The organism is Microbacterium sp. YJN-G (assembly GCF_015040615.1).
Taxonomy (GTDB): Bacteria; Actinomycetota; Actinomycetes; order Actinomycetales; family Microbacteriaceae; genus Microbacterium.
In genome coordinates this window covers 559,475-577,008 of sequence record NZ_CP060402.1, presented here as the reverse complement: position 1 = coordinate 577,008, position 17,534 = coordinate 559,475, and the positions used below count along the sequence as shown (strand labels likewise).

Annotated in this window: 14 protein-coding genes and 1 tRNA gene; 6 read left to right on the top strand and 9 right to left on the bottom strand. The window is 69.2% G+C overall.

From position 1 onward, the window contains the following. The first annotated feature begins 33 nt into the window (after positions 1-33). Both H7694_RS02745 and H7694_RS02740 read left to right on the top strand, forming a co-directional pair. Positions 34-348 (top strand): DUF2249 domain-containing protein, encoded by a 315-nt coding sequence (locus tag H7694_RS02745; protein WP_193598027.1) that lies wholly within the window; start codon positions 34-36, stop codon positions 346-348. 142 nt (positions 349-490) lie between these two features. Further along, positions 491-880, top strand: coding sequence for a GNAT family N-acetyltransferase (locus tag H7694_RS02740; RefSeq protein WP_193598026.1), 390 nt, complete (start codon positions 491-493; stop codon positions 878-880). Positions 881-936: 56 nt separating this feature from the next. Here H7694_RS02740 and H7694_RS02735 read toward each other — a convergent pair. The 5 genes from H7694_RS02735 to H7694_RS02715 all read right to left on the bottom strand — a co-directional run bounded on the left by H7694_RS02735 (position 937) and on the right by H7694_RS02715 (position 10,385). Then, positions 937-1,017, bottom strand: a tRNA-Tyr gene (locus tag H7694_RS02735). A 254-nt stretch (positions 1,018-1,271) separates the two neighbouring features. Continuing rightward, entirely contained in the window at positions 1,272-2,189 is a 918-nt protein-coding gene (locus tag H7694_RS02730) for a PfkB family carbohydrate kinase (RefSeq protein ID WP_193598025.1), read from the bottom strand. A 200-nt stretch (positions 2,190-2,389) separates the two neighbouring features. Next, positions 2,390-6,265: a DNA-directed RNA polymerase subunit beta' gene (gene rpoC / locus H7694_RS02725; RefSeq protein ID WP_193598024.1), complete on the bottom strand. Its 3,876-nt coding sequence runs from the start codon at positions 6,263-6,265 to the stop codon at positions 2,390-2,392. Between the two features lie 46 nt (positions 6,266-6,311). Then, positions 6,312-9,812, bottom strand: coding sequence for a DNA-directed RNA polymerase subunit beta (locus H7694_RS02720; protein ID WP_193598023.1), 3,501 nt, complete (start codon positions 9,810-9,812; stop codon positions 6,312-6,314). A 264-nt stretch (positions 9,813-10,076) separates the two neighbouring features. Then, positions 10,077-10,385, bottom strand: coding sequence for a hypothetical protein (locus tag H7694_RS02715; RefSeq protein WP_193598022.1), 309 nt, complete (start codon positions 10,383-10,385; stop codon positions 10,077-10,079). Between the two features lie 153 nt (positions 10,386-10,538). Between H7694_RS02715 and H7694_RS02710 the strand changes: the two genes are divergently transcribed. From H7694_RS02710 to H7694_RS02695, 4 genes are all read left to right on the top strand, one after another. Further along, positions 10,539-11,783 (top strand): LCP family protein, encoded by a 1,245-nt coding sequence (locus H7694_RS02710; RefSeq protein WP_193598021.1) that lies wholly within the window; start codon positions 10,539-10,541, stop codon positions 11,781-11,783. 41 nt (positions 11,784-11,824) lie between these two features. Continuing rightward, the gene (locus H7694_RS02705) at positions 11,825-12,694 is read left to right on the top strand and encodes a spermidine synthase (RefSeq protein ID WP_193598020.1); all 870 of its coding nucleotides are present in this window, start codon (positions 11,825-11,827) and stop codon (positions 12,692-12,694) included. A gap of 99 nt (positions 12,695-12,793) precedes the next feature. Next, entirely contained in the window at positions 12,794-13,324 is a 531-nt protein-coding gene (locus tag H7694_RS02700) for a hypothetical protein (RefSeq protein WP_193598019.1), read from the top strand. 55 nt (positions 13,325-13,379) lie between these two features. Next, positions 13,380-13,868 (top strand): SprT-like domain-containing protein, encoded by a 489-nt coding sequence (locus tag H7694_RS02695; RefSeq protein ID WP_193598018.1) that lies wholly within the window; start codon positions 13,380-13,382, stop codon positions 13,866-13,868. A 32-nt stretch (positions 13,869-13,900) separates the two neighbouring features. On the opposite strand, the gene H7694_RS02690 is transcribed toward H7694_RS02695, so the two are convergent. The 4 genes from H7694_RS02690 to H7694_RS02675 form a co-directional block, all read right to left on the bottom strand. Next, a complete protein-coding gene (locus H7694_RS02690) occupies positions 13,901-14,275 on the bottom strand; it encodes a DUF3054 domain-containing protein (RefSeq protein ID WP_193598017.1) in 375 nt (124 codons plus the stop codon). Positions 14,276-14,337: 62 nt separating this feature from the next. Next, positions 14,338-15,000 carry a 2-phosphosulfolactate phosphatase gene (locus H7694_RS02685; RefSeq protein WP_193598016.1) on the bottom strand — a complete coding sequence of 221 codons (663 nt, stop codon included), beginning with the start codon at positions 14,998-15,000 and terminating at the stop codon, positions 14,338-14,340. 146 nt (positions 15,001-15,146) lie between these two features. After that, positions 15,147-16,628 carry an FtsX-like permease family protein gene (locus tag H7694_RS02680; protein WP_413782923.1) on the bottom strand — a complete coding sequence of 494 codons (1,482 nt, stop codon included), beginning with the start codon at positions 16,626-16,628 and terminating at the stop codon, positions 15,147-15,149. Next, a complete protein-coding gene (locus tag H7694_RS02675) occupies positions 16,625-17,386 on the bottom strand; it encodes an ABC transporter ATP-binding protein (RefSeq protein WP_193598015.1) in 762 nt (253 codons plus the stop codon). Before H7694_RS02675 ends, H7694_RS02680 begins: the two co-directional genes overlap by 4 nt. Positions 17,387-17,534 lie beyond the last annotated feature (148 nt).

The following is a 17,534-nucleotide window of genomic DNA, read 5'->3' as shown; positions in this document are numbered from 1 at the left end:
CCGTAACCCCTACCCGCAGAGACGGAGAAAATCATGGGCCACATCGAGATCCACCGGTCGAGGTCAGAGGCGACCGAGCAGTCCCCCACCGCGGGATGCGACTGCGGCGAACACGACGAGGAGCTGCCCGAACTCGACGTGCAGACCATCCCGCACGCCGTGCGTCACGCCGCCATCTTCGGCGCGATCGAATCGCTGCGCCCTGGCGCCGCCATGGTGATCTCGGCGACCCACAACCCGGTGCCGCTGCTCACCCAGCTGCAGGCCAAGCACGGCGGGGCGTACAAGACCCGCTACCTCGACGAGGGCCCCGAGCGCTGGCGCATCCTCGTCCGCAACGCCGCCTGAGCGGCGTTCCATACTGCTGGGTTTCTGCTGTCGGGCTTCTGCCCCGCACCCAGCCCCGTTCGCGGGTTCCATAGGGCTGCCTCGTCCCCCTCGGAGGCGGCCACATGGGACCCGCGAATGTGGTTAACGCACCGACGAGCAGGTGGCGCAGCGGCACGAGCGGTACCTGCGACTCAACGCGGCCGGCGAGGCCCACATGTTCGTCATCCTCGACGGCGGGCATCCCGTCGGGTCGATCGGCTATTGGAACCTCGACTGGCACGACGAGCCGGCGTTCGAGACGGGATGGTTCGTGCTGCCCGAGGCGCAGGGGCGCGGCATCGCCTCGCAAGCGCTGGCTGCACTCATCGACGACGCGCGTGCGCACCGCGGTGAGAGGCGGATGCTGACCGCCTGCCCCTCCGTCGACAACCTCGCATCGAACGGCGTGTGCCGCCGCAACGGCTTCACCCTGCACGGCACGTTCACCACGACGTTCCGCGACGCCGATCTCACCGTGAACGACTGGGCGCTCGACCTGTCGGAGGGCTGAGGGTTATCGGCTGAAACGATGAAGGGCCCCGCATCGCGGGGCCCTTCATCATTCGGTGGCAAGTGAGGGATTCGAACCCCCGAAGCTTACGCGGCTGATTTACAGTCAGCTCCCTTTGGCCGCTCGGGCAACTTGCCAGTGCACACCCGTCCGACTTGAACAGCCAACCGGGGGCGCGAAGATCAAGCATACCCGCCGGAACCGCTCGACAGAAATCGAGCGATCGCCGCCACGCCGCGGCCCGTCCGGGTCGCGATCCGTCACGCTTTCCCAGCCCCGGAGCGGGACGGATCGCGACCTGAACGGGGTGGAACGGGACGGATCGCGACCTGGGGAAAGGCCGGCGGGCGATCAGCTGCCGAAGCGGACGACCGGATGCTGTGGCGGGCGATCAGCTGCCGAAGATGCCGCGCTCCGGCGCGGAGAGCGACTCCGGAGTGCGCAGCAGCCCACCCTCAGCGCGGCAGGTCGCCGCAGCGATCGCCATGGCACGGTCCACCAGCCGCTGCCACTCCTCGCCCGACGACGGCTGCCCCGCCACAAGACCCTCGGCGACGGCCGACAGCGTGGCATCGCCCGCGCCGACGGTGTCGACGATGGGTCCGGCAAGCTGCGCGATCGGCGCGGCGAACTCGCCGGCCTCCGTGTCGAGCACCGCACCGTCGGCCCCGGCTGTTGCCAGCACAGCACCCGCACCGAGCACGCGCAGTCGCCGGCGCAGCGCCCCGAGGTCGCCGTCGTACAGCAGCGCCGCATCGTCCGAGCCGACCTTGACCAGCTCGGTGCGCGCGGCGAGGCTCTCGAAGCCGCGCACGAACGCGTCGCGGTCGTGCAGCATTCCGGCCCGCGGGTTCGGGTCGATCACCAGGCGCGCGTCGGCGACGGCATCCGCCAGCGCCGTCACCTCCGCCTCGACGTCGAACGGGAAGCAGCTGACGGCGACCAGCGCGGCATCCCGGATCGCCGCCCGTGCGGCCTCGGAATAGCGGATGCTGCGCTGCTGAGCCGCGTCGTTGAAGACGTACTGCGGCTCTCCACCCACCATCTGCACGACCGCGCGCGACGAGCCGAGCGGCGAGGGGCTGTCGATCAGCGCGACGCCGTGATCGGAGAGGTACTCGCGGATGTGGTCGCCCGCGGCATCCGCCCCGAGCATCGCGATCAGGGTGACGGGCACGCCCAGCCGGCGCAGCCCGACGGCGACGTTCAGCGCGGCCCCGCCGACCAGCTCGCGGACGCCCGCGGCATCCCTGATCTCATCGATCAGCGCATCGCCGATGACGACGACGCCGTTGCTCTCAGTACTCACTCCGTGAGACTACCGCGCGCTCCGCACCGCGCTCCCCTCGCTCCCGCCAACGAGACTTGCCATCCGGCACGAAACAGGCCTCCTGGCACTCTGTCTCATGCTGAATGGCAAGTCTCGCGGGGATGGACAAGGCCCGGGGGGGGACGGACAAGGCCCCGGCCCTCCGAAGAGGGGCCGGGGCCAGGTCACATCAGCGGCACTCAGTTATACGTGCCGGGCGTGATGTCGTCCGTCGAGAACGCGTCGAAGTCGACGTAGCCGAAGTCGCCGTCCGCGTACGCGCCGTCGGATGCGAAGATCCGGTTCGGGTAGCGCTCGCTCTTGGCCTCTTCCGTCGCCTCGACCGTGATGTCGCGGTAGCGGCGCAGACCGGTGCCGGCGGGGATCAGCTTTCCGATGATCACGTTCTCCTTGAGACCGATCAGCGGGTCGCTCTTGCCCTCCATGGCGGCCTGGGTGAGCACGCGGGTCGTCTCCTGGAACGACGCGGCCGACAGCCACGACTCGGTCGCCAGCGACGCCTTGGTGATACCCATGAGCTCCGGACGGCCCGATGCCGGGCGCTTGCCCTCGCCCACGGCCTCGCGGTTGATCATCTGGTAGCGCTTCAGGTCGACCATCTCACCAGGCAGCAGCGTCGTGTCGCCGTGGTCGACCACGGTGACCTTGCGCAGCATCTGGCGCACGATGACCTCGATGTGCTTGTCGTGGATCGGCACACCCTGCGAGCGGTACACGCCCTGCACGCCGCCGACGAGGTACTTCTGCACCTCGCGGGCACCCATGACTCGCATGACCTCCTTGGGGTCGAGCGTGCCGACCTGCAGGGGCTGACCGACCGTGACGTGCTGGCCGTCCTCGACGAGAAGCGTCGCACGCTTCAGCACCGGGTAGACCACCTCTTCGTCACCGTTGTCAGGCGTGAGGATGACCTTCTTGGCCTTCTCGTTCTCCTCGATCGTGATGCGGCCGTCGGCCTCGGCGATCGGGGAGGCGCCCTTCGGGGTACGAGCCTCGAAGAGCTCCTGCACACGGGGCAGACCCTGGGTGATGTCATCCGCCGATGCCGAACCACCGGTGTGGAAGGTACGCATCGTCAGCTGGGTGCCGGGCTCACCGATCGACTGGGCCGCGATGATGCCGACGGCCTCGCCGATGTCGACGGTCTTGCCGGTCGCGAGCGAACGGCCGTAGCACTGCGCGCAGACACCGACGGCCGAGTCGCAGGTCAGCACCGAGCGGACCTTGATCGTCTCGACACCCGCCTCGACCAGCTTGTCGATCAGCACGTCGCCCACGTCGTCACCGGCAGAGGCGACGACCTCGCCGGCCTCGGTGACCACGTCGGCAGCCAGCGTACGGGCGAACACCGAGTTCTCGACGTTCGCGTCGCGCACCAGCACACCCTGCGAGTTCGGAGCGGCGATCGGGAGCTCGAGGCCCTTCGACGTGCCGCAGTCCTGCTCGCGGATGATGACGTCCTGCGAGACGTCCACCAGACGACGGGTCAGGTAACCCGAGTCGGCGGTACGCAGAGCGGTGTCGGCCAGACCCTTACGGGTACCGTGCGTCGCGATGAAGTACTCCGCCACCGACAGACCCTCGCGGTACGAGGAGATGATCGGACGGGGGATGATCTCACCCTTGGGGTTGTTCACCAGACCACGCATACCCGCGATGTTGCGGATCTGCAGCCAGTTACCACGAGCACCCGACGACACCATGCGGTTGATGGTGTTGTCCTCGGGGAAGTTCGCCTTCATCGCGGCCTGGACCTCGTCGGTCGCCTCGGTCCAGATCTTGATGAGCTCCTGACGGCGCTCGGCGTCGGTGGTCAGACCCTTGTCGTACTGCGACTGGACCTTCGCGGCCTGCTTCTCGTAGGTCGCGACGATCTCGGCCTTGTTCGGCGGGGTGAGGATGTCGCTCAGCGCGACGGTCACACCCGAACGCGTGGCCCAGTAGAAGCCGGCGTCCTTGATGCGGTCCAGCGCGGCCGCGGTCTCGACCTTCGGGTACTCCTCGGCCAGCTTGTTGACGATCTGCGACAGCTTGCCCTTGTCGGCGACGCCGCGCACGAAGGGGTAGCCCTTCGGCAGCGCGTCGTTGAAGATCGCCTGGCCGAGTGAGGCGTCCACGAGGCCGTGGCGCTCGTAGCCCTCGGGCGCTTCGCCCTCGAGGAAGGTCAGACCCGGGATGCGGATGCGGACCTTCGCCTGCAGGTCGAGGGTGCCCTCGTCCTTGGCGAGGATCGCCTCACCGACCGAACCGAACGCACGACCCTCACCGGCAGCACCCTCCTTGACCGTGGTCAGGTGGTGCAGACCGATGATCATGTCCTGCGAGGGCAGGGTCACCGGGCGGCCGTCCGACGGCTTGAGGATGTTGTTCGAGGCGAGCATCAGCACACGGGCCTCGGCCTGAGCCTCGACCGACAGCGGCAGGTGCACGGCCATCTGGTCACCGTCGAAGTCGGCGTTGAACGCCGCGCAGACGAGCGGGTGCAGCTGGATGGCCTTGCCCTCGACGAGCTGCGGCTCGAAGGCCTGGATGCCCAGGCGGTGCAGGGTGGGGGCGCGGTTCAGCAGCACCGGGCGCTCGCGGATGATCTCCTCGAGCACGTCCCACACCTCGGGACGGGTGCGCTCGACGGCACGCTTGGCGGCCTTGATGTTCTGCGAGTGACCGAGGTCGATCAGGCGCTTGATCACGAACGGCTTGAACAGCTCCAGGGCCATCTGCTTGGGCAGACCGCACTGGTGCAGCTTCAGCTGCGGGCCGACGATGATGACCGAACGGCCCGAGTAGTCGACGCGCTTGCCGAGCAGGTTCTGGCGGAAGCGCCCCTGCTTGCCCTTCAGCATGTCGCTGAGGGACTTCAGGGCGCGGTTTCCGGTGCCGGTGACGGGGCGGCCGCGACGGCCGTTGTCGAACAGGGCGTCGACGGCCTCCTGCAGCATCCGCTTCTCGTTGTTGACGATGATCTCGGGGGCGCCGAGGTCGATCAGACGACGAAGACGGTTGTTGCGATTGATCACGCGACGGTACAGGTCGTTCAGGTCGCTGGTCGCGAAGCGGCCACCGTCGAGCTGAACCATCGGACGCAGCTCCGGCGGGATGACCGGGACAACGTCGAGCACCATGGCGGCCGGGCTCATGCCGGTCTCCAGGAACGAGTTGACGACCTTCAGGCGCTTGATCGCGCGGATCTTGCGCTGACCCTTGCCCTCGGAGATCTGCAGGTGCAGGCTCTCGGCCTCGGCCTTCAGGTCGAAGGTCTCCAGGCGGCGCTTGATCGACTCGGCACCCATGTGGGCCTCGAAGTACTGACCGAAGCGGTCCTGCAGCTCGTGGAAGACGTCGTCCTCGGGGCGCAGCGCGCCGACCTCGAGCGTGCGGAAGTCCTCCCACACGCGCTCGAGACGGGCGATCGCTTCATCGGCGCCCTTGCGGACCTGGGACATCTCCTTCTCGGCGGCGTCCTTGACCTTCTTCTTGGCGTCGGCCTTGGCACCCTCGGCCTCAAGGGCTGCGAGCTCCTCCTCCAGCTTGGCCAGGCGCTCCGCGATCTTGGCGTCGCGGCGGTCGCCGAGCGTCTTCAGCTCGAGGCGGATGTTGTTCTCCTGGGTGGCGAGGTCGCGGTGACGAGCATCCTCGTCGACCGAGATCACCATGTACGCGGCGAAGTAGATGACCTTCTCGAGGTCCTTCGGCGCCATGTCGAGCAGGTAGCCCAGGCGCGAGGGCACACCCTTGAAGTACCAGATGTGCGTCACCGGGGCGGCGAGCTCGATGTGGCCCATGCGCTCACGGCGCACGGAGCTCTTGGTGACCTCCACGCCGCATCGCTCGCACACGATGCCCTTGAAGCGGACGCGCTTGTACTTGCCACAGGCGCACTCCCAGTCACGGGAGGGTCCGAAGATCTGCTCGCCGAAGAGGCCGTCCTTCTCGGGCTTCAGCGTGCGGTAGTTGATCGTCTCGGGCTTCTTGACCTCACCGTACGACCATCCACGGATGTCGTCTGCGGTGGCGAGGCCGATTCGAAGCTCATCGAAAGTAGTTGCGTCGAGCACTAGTTCTCCTATTAGAAAAAATCTGTCGCTTGTCGATGTGCCGAGATCAGATCTCGTCGATCGATGCGGCTTCGAAACGGCTGGAGATGTTGATGCCGAGCTCCTCCGCTGCGCGGAATGCCTCGTCATCGGTGTCGCGGAGATTCACCGCAGTGCCGTCGGCCGAGAGCACCTCGACGTTCAGGCAGAGCGACTGCATCTCCTTCATGAGCACCTTGAACGACTCGGGGATGCCGGGCTCCTGGATGTTCTCGCCCTTGACGATCGCCTCGTACACCTTGACGCGGCCGAGGATGTCGTCGGACTTGATCGTGAGGAGCTCCTGCAGCGCGTACGCGGCACCGTAGGCCTCGAGGGCCCACACCTCCATCTCACCGAAGCGCTGACCACCGAACTGCGCCTTACCACCGAGCGGCTGCTGGGTGATCATCGAGTACGGGCCCGTCGAGCGCGCGTGGATCTTGTCGTCGACGAGGTGGTGCAGCTTCAGGATGTACATGTAGCCCACCGAGATGGGTGCCGGGAACGGCTCGCCGGAGCGACCGTCGAACAGCTGCGTCTTGCCCGAGCGGTCGATCAGGCGGTCACCGTCGCGAGTCGGCAGGGTCGAGTCGAGGAGCCCTGCGATCTCGTGCTCCTCGGCACCGTCGAATACCGGGGTGGCGACCTTGGTGCCCGGGGCGGCCTCGCGGGCCTCGGGGGCGAGCTTGACGGCCCACTCCGGGTTGCCCTCGACCTTCCAGCCCTGCTTGGCGATCCATCCGAGGTGGGTCTCGAGCACCTGACCGAAGTTCATTCGACCCGGGATGCCGAGCGGGTTCAGCACTACGTCGACCGGCGTTCCGTCGGAGAGGAACGGCATGTCCTCGACGGGCAGGATCTTCGCGATGACACCCTTGTTGCCGTGACGGCCGGCGAGCTTGTCACCCTCGGTGATCTTGCGCTTCTGGGCGATGTAGACCACGACGCGGCGGTTGACGCCCGAGCCCAGCTCGTCGTCGCCCTCCTCGGCGTTGAACTCCTTGACGGCGATGATCGTGCCCTGCTCACCGTGCGGCACCTTCAGGGAGGTGTCGCGGACCTCGCGGCTCTTCTCGTTGAAGATGGCGCGCAGCAGGCGCTCCTCGGCGCTCAGCTCGGTCTCACCCTTGGGCGTGACCTTGCCGACGAGGATGTCGCCGGGGCGGACCTCGGCGCCGATGCGGATGATGCCACGCTCGTCGAGGTCCTTCAGCAGCTCGGGGCTGACGTTGGGGAGGTCACGGGTGATCTCCTCCTTGCCCAGCTTGGTGTCGCGGGCGTCGACCTCGTACTCCTCGATGTGGATCGACGAGAGGGTGTCGTCCTTCACCAGCTCCTGGCTGAGGATGATGGCGTCCTCGAAGTTGTGACCCTCCCACGGCATGAACGCGACGAGCAGGTTCTTGCCGAGCGCGAGCTCGCCGTCCTGGGTGGCGGGGCCGTCGGCGATGACCTCGCCGACCTCGACGCGCTCACCGGCGTTGACGATCACGCGCTGGTTGTAGGACGTGCCCTGGTTCGAGCGGTCGAACTTGCGCAGGTGGTACTCCTGCGTGCCGCCCTCGTCGAGCATGACGACGACGCGGTCCGCGGAGACCTCGCTGACGACACCGGCCTTGAGCGCGGTGACCACGTCACCGGCGTCGATGGCGGTGTAGCCCTCCATACCGGTGCCGACCAGCGGCGAGTCCGAGCGCAGCAGCGGCACGGCCTGGCGCTGCATGTTGGCGCCCATGAGCGCGCGCTGCGCGTCGTCGTGCTCGAGGAACGGCACGAGCGAGGTCGCGACCGACACCATCTGGCGCGGCGAGACGTCGATGTAGCCGATCTCCTCGGGCAGGAACAGGTCGACCTCACCCGATCCGCCGCGGGGGCGGGCGAGCACGTGGCTCTCGGTGAAGCTGCCGTCCTTCGCGAGCGGAGCGTTCGCCTGGGCGATGTTGAAGTCGGCCTCCTCGGCCGCCGTCAGGTAGTCGATGTGCTCGGTGACCTTGCCACCCTCGACCTTGCGGTACGGCGTCTCGATGAAGCCGAACGAGTTGATGCGCGCGAACGTCGCGAGCGCACCGATCAGACCGATGTTCGGGCCTTCAGGGGTCTCGATCGGGCACATGCGGCCGTAGTGCGAGGGGTGGACGTCACGGACCTCGACGCCGGCGCGGTCACGGCTCAGACCACCGGGGCCCAGAGCCGAGAGGCGGCGCTTGTTGGTCAGACCCGCGAGCGGGTTGTTCTGGTCCATGAACTGCGACAGCTGCGAGGTGCCGAAGAACTCCTTGATCGCGGCCACGACGGGACGCACGTTGATCAGGGTCTGCGGGGTGATCGCCTCGATGTCCTGCGTGGTCATGCGCTCGCGGACGACGCGCTCCATGCGCGACAGACCGGTGCGGACCTGGTTCTGGATCAGCTCGCCGACGGCGCGGATGCGGCGGTTGCCGAAGTTGTCGATGTCGTCGGTGGCGATGCGGATCTCGGTGTTCTTGCCCGAGCGGATGCCCTCGAACGTCTCGTCACCGCGGTGCAGGCGCACCAGGTACTTGATGGTCGCGACGATGTCCTCGACGGTCAGCACCGAGTCGGTGAGCGAGCCGGCGAGGCCCAGCTTCTGGTTGATCTTGTACCGCCCCACCTTGGCCAGGTCGTAGCGCTTCGGGTTGAAGTAGAAGTTGTCCAGCAGCGCGCGGGCGGCCTCGGCGGCGACCTGCTCGCCCGGACGCAGCTTGCGGTAGATGTCGCGGAGCGCGTCCTCCTTGGTGAGGATGGTGTCCTTCGCGAGGGTCTCCTCGATGGAGGGGAAGCCGGCGAACTCGGCGAGGATCTCCTCGCTGGTCATGCCCAGGGCCTTCAGGAAGACCGTGACCGACTGCTTGCGCTTGCGGTCGATGCGCACGCCGACCTGGTCGCGCTTGTCGATCTCGAACTCGAGCCAGGCACCACGGCTCGGGATGACCCGGGCGGTGACGATGTCCTTGTCACTGGTCTTGTCGGGGGTCTTGTCGAAGTAGACACCCGGCGAGCGCACGAGCTGCGACACCACGACGCGCTCGGAGCCGTTGATGATGAACGTGCCCTTGTCTGTCTGCAGCGGGAAGTCTCCCATGAAGACCGTCTGGGTCTTGATCTCACCGGTGAGGTGGTTCATGAACTCGGCCTCGACGTACAGCGGGGCGGCGTAGGTCTTGCCGCGCTCCTTGCACTCCTCGATCGAGTACTTCTCGGGCTCGAGGTACGGGTTCGTGAACGAGAGCTGCATCGTCTCGGCGAGGTCCTCGATCGGGGAGATCTCCTCGAAGATCTCACCCAGACCCGACACCTCGGAGACGTCGGTGCGGCCGGCCTTCTTGGCCTCGGCGACGCGGGCCTTCCAGTCCTCGTTGCCCACGAGCCAGCCGAAGGACTCGGTCTGCAGAGCAAGCAGATCCGGAACAGTCAGCGTGTCGGAGATCTTGGCGAACGAGAGGCGGGATACTCCGCGGCCGTTCTTCTTGGTGGTGGATGTGGATGCGTTCTGAGCAGCAGCCAAGGGAGTAACCTCCGTGAGCCCCGGGCATGGGGCTGGTCGATTCCTGACGTCGGTGGAGTGCGCGCTCGAGAACTCAACGATTGCCGACCACCATATGAGGGCACGGAGAAGCGAGCGCAACTACCAACTATACGCAAGATCTTGCGACATGGCAAAGGGAATCCTTGACCAATCCCCGATGCTGCGGTATTGGCACCGCGGGCGCACGCGGAAGCCGGCATCCGGAGCGGCGGCACGACCGGCGCTCGCGGATGCCGGCCGGGATCAGCCCTCGTGCATGACGTTGCCGCGGCAGGCCACTCCGGGGCCGCCTTCGACGCCCTTCATGCCTGCACGCACCAGCATCCCGTAGTTCTGCACGTGCCCGTCCGTGATGGCGTCGTCATCGAAACCCATCGGGTTCCCCTCGACGTCGTCGGGCAGGTCGCGGCCCGAGAAATGGCATGCGGAGTGGGCCTTGTCGCCCCCGGGCACGTCACCCCCGTTGCCGGTGTACTCGCCCGCCATCGCCGCGCTTGCGCCGCCCAGGACGAGCATCAGGGCCAGTGCGGTCCCCACTGCGGTCTTCTTCATCTTCGTTCCCATCCCCAGAGAAACGAGTCGCCTCCCTATTCGGCTCGGTGCGGCATCCTTGCCGCACGAGAGCGAAGCTAGTCCTCCCCGGGCCCCGGCACAAGGGCAGTTCACACGGCGTTCCGCAGGCTGCCGGATGTAGTGTCGGATGCCATGAAGCGGACCTCGAAGGCCCGGCACGCCCCGCACCGGACGCCCTCGGCGTTCAGCACGCTGCTGCGACTGCTGGGCATCGCCCTCGCGGTCGTGGTCGTCGCCGCCCTGGGCGTCGTCGGATTCATCGCAGCGGATCTCGCGATGCGCGTCAGTGAGGATGCCGTACCGCTCGAGGATGCTCCTGACGTCGCCCCTCCCTCACTGGGCGCGTACCCCGGCGCCTTCGCGATCCTGCTCATCGGCACCGACGAGTGCGGGCCTGTCTCGACCGAGCGGCTCGGCGAGCGCTGCGAGCGCGAGGACGGCGTCCTGAACGACATCAACCTGCTCGTGCACGTCTCGGCGTCGCCGCGCAAGGTGTCGGTCGTCTCGCTGCCGCGCGACCTGATGGTCGCGGTGCCGGAGTGCGAGCGCGAGGACGGCAGCACGGCATCCGGGATGTCGCGGGCGCCGATCAACACGGTGTTCGCGCACGCCGGGCTCTCGTGCGTGGCGAAGACCGTGACCGACCTCAGCGGGCTGCGGATCGGCTTCGCCGCGAAGCTCGGCTTCGACGGCGTGATGGAGATCACGGATGCCATCGGCGGCGTCGAGGTCTGCATCGGCGAGCGCGGCCTGCACGACGAGCTGACCGGACTGGACTGGGGGCCGGGGCCGCGCACGATCTCGGGGTACGAGGCGCTGCAGTTCATCCGGGTGCGCAAGAGCATCGGCGACGGCAGCGACCTGGCGCGCATCTCGAATCAGCAGCAGTACATGTCGCGGCTGGCGCGCACGGTGCTCAGCAGCGAGACGCTCACCGACATCCCGAAGCTGCTGCGGCTGGCCAGCACCGTGGCGACCAACGTCGACCCCAGTGACACGCTCGCCGACCCGCGCCGGCTCGCCCAGCTCGCACTGGCGACGAAGGATGTGCCCTTCGAGGACTTCGTGTTCCTGCAGTATCCGACGCTCGACGATCCGCAGGACCCGGCGCGCGTGGTGCCGAACGAAGAGGCCGCACAGCCGATGTGGGATGCCATCGGCGCCGGCCGGTCGATGGAGATCACCGGCCGTGCCAGCAACCACGGCGGCGCGGTCGCCGAGGAGCCGGCGCCTGAATCGACGCCGACGCCGACGGCATCCGCCTCCCCCGGCCCGGCTCCCTCCCCCTCGGCGTCGGCGACCTCTGACACGACGGTGCTGTCGCCCGAGATCAGCGGCATCGACCTGAACCAGGAGACCTGCGCCGGCAGCCGCTGACGCGGGCGCCGGTCGCGGGGCGGGCGGATAGGCTCGAGCCCATGGGACGAGCACGCGGGCGGGATGCCGAGAATCCGCGTGCCCGCCTGGATCACGGCGGCATCGCCGAGGTGGCGCCCAGCGAGTTCACCAGCGGGTACGAGCTCGTCGTCGACGGCACCCCGCAGTCGCACGTCGACCTCGACGATCCCACCCATCTGCACTTCGAGTACATCGTGCGCATGGGCGCGGTGATCGACCAGCTCGGCGCCTCGGCATCCGCTCCGCTGAGCGCCGTGCACCTCGGTGCCGGCGCCCTCACCATCCCGCGGTACATCGAGGCGACCCGGCCGGGGTCGCGCCAGCAGGTGATCGAGCTCGAGGCGCCGCTGGTCGCGCTCGTGCGCGAGCAGTTGCCGCTGCCCCGGAATGCGGCGATCCGCATCCGCATCGGGGATGCCCGTGAGGGGCTGCGCCGGCTGCCCCCGGCGCTCACCGGGAACTGCGATCTCATCGTCTCGGACGTGTTCTCGGGGGCGCAGACCCCCGCGCACCTGACCAGCGTCGAGTTCTACCGCGAGATCGCCGACCTGCTCGCCCCGGACGGCGTGCTGCTCGTGAACGTCGCCGACGGTCCCGGGCTCGCGTTCGCCCGCCGCCAGGTCGCGACGGCCGCGGCGGTGTTCCCCGAGATCGCCCTGCTCGCCGACACCCAGGTGCTCAAGGGGCGCCGGTTCGGCAACCTCGTGCTCGCGGCATCCGCTCGTCCCCTCCCCACCGAATGGCTGCCGCGGATCCTGGCCGCAGGCCCGCACCCCGCGAAGATCGTGCAGGGCGACGAGGTGGCCGCGTTCGCGCGCGGGGCGGCGATCGTGACGGATGCGGATGCCGTGGCCTCGCCGCGCCCCGACGCGAGCATCTTCCTGCGCTGAGCACGTGGACGCGGGCGGTTTGGGCGGTATCAGGGCGTGCCTCGAACGGTTCCCAGGTCGGCGAGGCAGACTGGACGGCAGTCGCGGAGAGGAGACGTCGTGAATTTGATCCAGGGATACGACCCCGACACCCTTCGCGAACTCGTCGATGAGCGCGAGTGCAACGCGCGGCTCGCCGAGATCGAGAACCAGCGCAGCCTGCCGGTGCTGCTGGAGCGGGTGTGGCTGCTGAAGGTGCTCGAGCGTCTCGATGAGGCCCTCGAGCTCGCCGATGAAACCGTGCGTCAGGCCCGGATGGCCGGCACCCGCAAGGACCTGCTGCGCGCCCGCGTGCTGCACGCGACCGTGCTGCAGAACCGCGGCGCGCACGCCGCCGCCGCCCAGGAGCTCGCCACCTGCGCGAACGAGGCCGAGGGCCAGGGGTGGGCCGGCATCGCCGCCTTCGCCCACCAGCACCACGGCCGCAACGCCTACGAGGCGCGCGACTTCGACGAGGCCCGCGAGAGCTTCAAGCGCTCGCTGTTCCTGCGCCGCGAGGCCGGTGCCGACGACGGTGAGCTCGAGAAGGCGCTGCGCGCCATCGAGGCCGCCGAGCGCCGCAGCGCCGCCACGTCCGACGTTCTGGTCTGAGGAACGGACCACCGCAGCCCGAGCCGATGTCGGTAGGCGGATCTACTCTGATCTCATGGCCGATCCGAACCGCGTGCGCGTCTGGGCACAGGCGCTGATCGCCATGCATCTCGACGAGTCGTGGACGTTCGACTTCGACCACGCCAAGCGGCGGGCCGGGCTGTGCGACTACCGGCGCAAGCGCATCACGGTCTCGCGGTACCTGGCCGCGCGGTTCGACGACGACGAGGTCCATCAGACGCTGCTGCACGAGGTCGCGCATGCGATCGCCGGTCACGCCGCCGCGCACGGTCCGGAGTGGCGGCGCGTCGCACGCGAACTGGGGTACGTCGGCGGCACGACCCATCACGGCGAGACAGCGACCGAGCTGGCGCCGTGGATCGGCGAGTGCCCGGCGGGACACGTCGCCTACCGGCATCGCAAGCCCGCGCGCGAGACCTCGTGCGCGAAGTGCTCGCGCCGCTTCGACGCGCGCTATCTGTTCACCTGGACGCGCCGAGAGATCACCGCCGCCGACCGGCTGGCGGCACAGGCGCCGCGCTGAGACCGGGTGCGGCCGCCCGCGATCGAGACGGGTCAGGCGGGCTCGCGCGCACCGCGATAGCGACGCACGAGCAGTGCGGCCAGACGCCAGCCCAGCAGGAACACACCCAGCACGAGCGTGGCGACGATGATGAACGCGGCCTCGGCCGTGTCGCCGCTGACGATGCGCAGCAGCATCCCTCCGGCGACCGTCACCACCCACGTCACGACACCCCAGCCCAGCGACCAGGGCCGCCGCGGCCGCATCGGCACGAGCGCGGCCACCGCGTGCCCGATGACCAGGGCGACGAGGAACGGCCAGGCGGTGAGCAGAAAACCCAGCGGATCCTCGTTGTGCGAGGCACGGCCGATCACGGCGAAGATCAGCACGAGGACGACGTCTACGACGAACGCGGGCAGGTACCTCATGCTCCGACTTTAGGCGCATCCCCGCGAGCGGGGCCGCGACGCGCGGGCGCCAGGTGAGTCGCTCAGGCGAACCGCACGAACGCCCCGTCGCGCAGCACCGGGACGGCGTCGACGGCATCCAGTTCCGCCGCTTCCGCCGTCGTGGCGGGATGGATTCCGGCCTCGGCCATCCGTGCCGTCGACACCACCCCGTCGACGAGTTCGCGGCCCGAACCGCTCGCACTGAGCAGGTGGCGCAGCGCCCGGCGCAGGGAGTGGAACGATTCGGCGGCGACCGCCGCCTCGGGGGCGGAGTGGTCGATGCCGCGCTCGGTGAGCGCCGCGACCACGGCGCCCGCCCCGAGCTGGTCCTCGACGGCGAAGCGCAGGCCGCCGTCGGACGCGCGCTCGCCCGCCGCGATGACGGTGACGGAGGTGCGATCGGCCCGGCGCTCCTGAAGCGTCATGACGGCCCGCGCGGTCGCCGCGGCGTTGCGGATGCCGCCGATCAGCACGACAGCGCCGGATGACTCGGCGGCCTTCACGACGGCCGCCCCGTTGGTCGACCAGGTCACGGCATCCTGCAGCGCCACCTCGGTGCCGGCGGCCACGGCATCCGCCATCGTCGATGAGAACCGCAGCACGTCGACGACCACCACGACATCGGCCGGGGCGAGGCGGGCCAGGCCCTCCGCGCCCCACTCGAGACGGACCTGATAGGCGGACTGGTCGAAGGGCGACGGCATCCGACCAGCCTACGGCCCGGCACGCCGCCGCCCGGGTCACCCACCCGAGCGGCGGCGGGAGCCGTCCGCGTCCGCGCCGTGCGGCGCCGGCGGCACTCAGCCGGCGCCGGCGACGCTCAGCCGGCCCGCGCCGGCGCCCGCGGCACTCAGTCAGCGGCGAGCGCCTCGACGGGCGCGACGCGCGTGGCCAGCCGCGTCGGGGTCACCGCGGCGACCACCGTGAGCAGCGCGGTCGCCGCGACGATGATCGTGACCGGCAGCCACGGAACCGCCGGGTACACCAGCCCGGCCGGCTCGAAGTCGGGCAGCACCGGCACCGATCCGAGCAGCGACTGCGCGGCGACCCAGCCGTAGACGATGCCGAGCACGAGGCCCGTCAGCGTCGCCGCGACCGTGATGTGCACGGTCTCCAGCAGCACCATGCGGCGCACCTGCGGTCCGGTCAGCCCGACCGCGCGCAGCAGACCGAGCTCGCGGGTGCGCTGCACGACGCCGATGGTGAGCAGGTTCACCAGGCCCACGCCGGCGATCACCGCCGACACCGCGACGAGCACCATCATGACCGCGGCGAAGGCGTCGAGCACCGCGAAGGACTCCTGCAGCGTCGCCTCATCGGCCTGACGTCCCAGCAGCGCCTTCGTCGACTCCAGTGCGACGGCGAACATGGTCACCAGGGTCACGCCCATCACCACGCCGATCGCCATCCGGCTGGACCGCCCTGGGTACCGCAGCGCGTTCTCGGCGGCGAGCCTGGCGGTCGCGCCACCGCCGAACCACCGGCCGACCAGCCGCAGGATCGGCGGCATGACGAGCGCCGCGCCGATCGACAGACCGGTGAACGACAGGATGCCGCCGAAGAATGCCACGACCACACCCAGCGGGGTGATCAGCCCGAGCAGCACCCCGGCCGCGAGCAGGGCGAGGCCGGCGATCAGCAGCACGAGAGCGCCGATGTGGCGTCCGCCGCGGGCGGCGACCTCGCCGTGCGTGCGCTCGACCGCGCCGCCCAGTGCCTGCAGCGGGGTGACCGCCAGCACCCGGCGCGAGCCGACCCACGCCGCGAGCCAGGTGGTCAGTGCGACGCCGATCACGGGCAGCGCGACGGCGGGCTGGACGAGCGTGAACCGCTCGGGGGTGAATTCGAGGAAGCGGTCGCCGATCAGCATCCCGATCGCCGAGAGGCCGATGCCGGCGGCCAGGCCGATCGCGGCACCCACGAGCCCCACCCCGAAGCCCTGGCCGGTGACCTCGGCACGCTGCGAGCGGGCGGAGGCGCCGATCAGGCGCATGAGCGCGATCCGGCGCGTGCGCCCGGCGATGATCGTCGAGAAGGTGTTGGCCGTGACGATGGCGGCGACGTACATGGCGACACCGGTCAGCAGCACCGACAGGATCGCCACGACGATCGCGAGGGTCTCGCTGTCGCCGATGAACGGGTCGGCCTTCAGCATCTCGCCGATGTAGACGGTCACCTCGACGAGGACGACGCCGAACCCCGCGGCGAGCGCGGAGACGAGGATGCTGGCGCCCATCCCCCGCTCGCGCAGCCATGCCAGGCGCGAGGGGCGAGGGCGGTCGAGCACGACGGATGCCGCATTCGCGGGCGGTGTCGCGGTGACGGCGCTCATGCCGCCACCTCGGCGGCGAGCATGTGCGCGGCGATCTGCTCGGCGCTCTGCTGCGGGTGATCGGCGGTGAGGCGCCCGTCGCCGAGGAACAGCACGCGGTCGGCGTAACTCGCCGCGATCGCGTCGTGCGTGACCATCGCGATGGACTGGCCCTGCTCGCGGCTGGCGGTGGCGAGCAGCTGCAGCACCTCGCGTCCTGTGCGCGAGTCGAGGTTGCCGGTGGGCTCGTCGGCGAAGACCAGGTCGGGGGCGGTCGCCAGCGCACGGGCGATGGCGACGCGCTGCTGCTGGCCGCCCGAGAGCTCGTGCGGGCGGTGGTTCAGGCGCGAGGCGAGCCCGAGCCGCTCGACGAGCCCGTCGATGCGGGCCTTCTCGATGGCGCTGGGACGGCGGCCGTCGAGCTCGAACGGCAGCAGGATGTTGCCGATCGCGTCGAGCGTGGGCACCAGGTTGAACGCCTGGAAGATGAATCCCACCCGGCGCCGGCGCAGCACGGTCAGCTCGATGTCGCTGAGGCCGGTGATGTCGGTGTCGCCGATCCAGGCGCGGCCCTCGGTCGGGGCGTCGAGCCCGGCCATGATGTGCATGAGCGTCGACTTGCCCGAACCCGAGGGACCCATGATCGCGGTGAACTGGCCGCGGCGGATGCCGACGCTGATGTCGTCGAGGGCGCGCACGCCGGCCGCGCCCGAACCGTAGGTCTTCGTGAGGTGCTGGACGCGAGCGGCGAGGCCGAGGTCCGAAGTCATGATCTCCATGGCTTCGACGCTATTTTCCGCATCCGTCACCGCGCATCGGCCCGGCGATGCATCCGCGTACGCCGGGAGGATGATCCCGGCGTTCTCATCCTTTCGGACGAGAACAGTTCCACCCTCCTTCCCGATGCCGCGGAACGGCCCGCCTGGT

Bases quoted from the DNA above. Each gene is read 5' to 3' on its own strand.
- H7694_RS02745 (WP_193598027.1), top strand. From the start codon at position 34: ATGGGCCACATCGAGATCCACCGGTCGAGGTCAGAGGCGACCGAGCAG.
- H7694_RS02715 (WP_193598022.1), bottom strand. From the start codon at position 10,385: ATGAAGAAGACCGCAGTGGGGACCGCACTGGCCCTGATGCTCGTCCTG.
- H7694_RS02710 (WP_193598021.1), top strand. From the start codon at position 10,539: ATGAAGCGGACCTCGAAGGCCCGGCACGCCCCGCACCGGACGCCCTCG.
- H7694_RS02705 (WP_193598020.1), top strand. From the start codon at position 11,825: ATGGGACGAGCACGCGGGCGGGATGCCGAGAATCCGCGTGCCCGCCTG.
- H7694_RS02695 (WP_193598018.1), top strand. From the start codon at position 13,380: ATGGCCGATCCGAACCGCGTGCGCGTCTGGGCACAGGCGCTGATCGCC.
- H7694_RS02690 (WP_193598017.1), bottom strand. From the start codon at position 14,275: ATGAGGTACCTGCCCGCGTTCGTCGTAGACGTCGTCCTCGTGCTGATC.
- H7694_RS02685 (WP_193598016.1), bottom strand. From the start codon at position 15,000: ATGCCGTCGCCCTTCGACCAGTCCGCCTATCAGGTCCGTCTCGAGTGG.
- H7694_RS02680 (WP_413782923.1), bottom strand. From the start codon at position 16,628: ATGAGCGCCGTCACCGCGACACCGCCCGCGAATGCGGCATCCGTCGTG.
- H7694_RS02675 (WP_193598015.1), bottom strand. From the start codon at position 17,386: ATGGAGATCATGACTTCGGACCTCGGCCTCGCCGCTCGCGTCCAGCAC.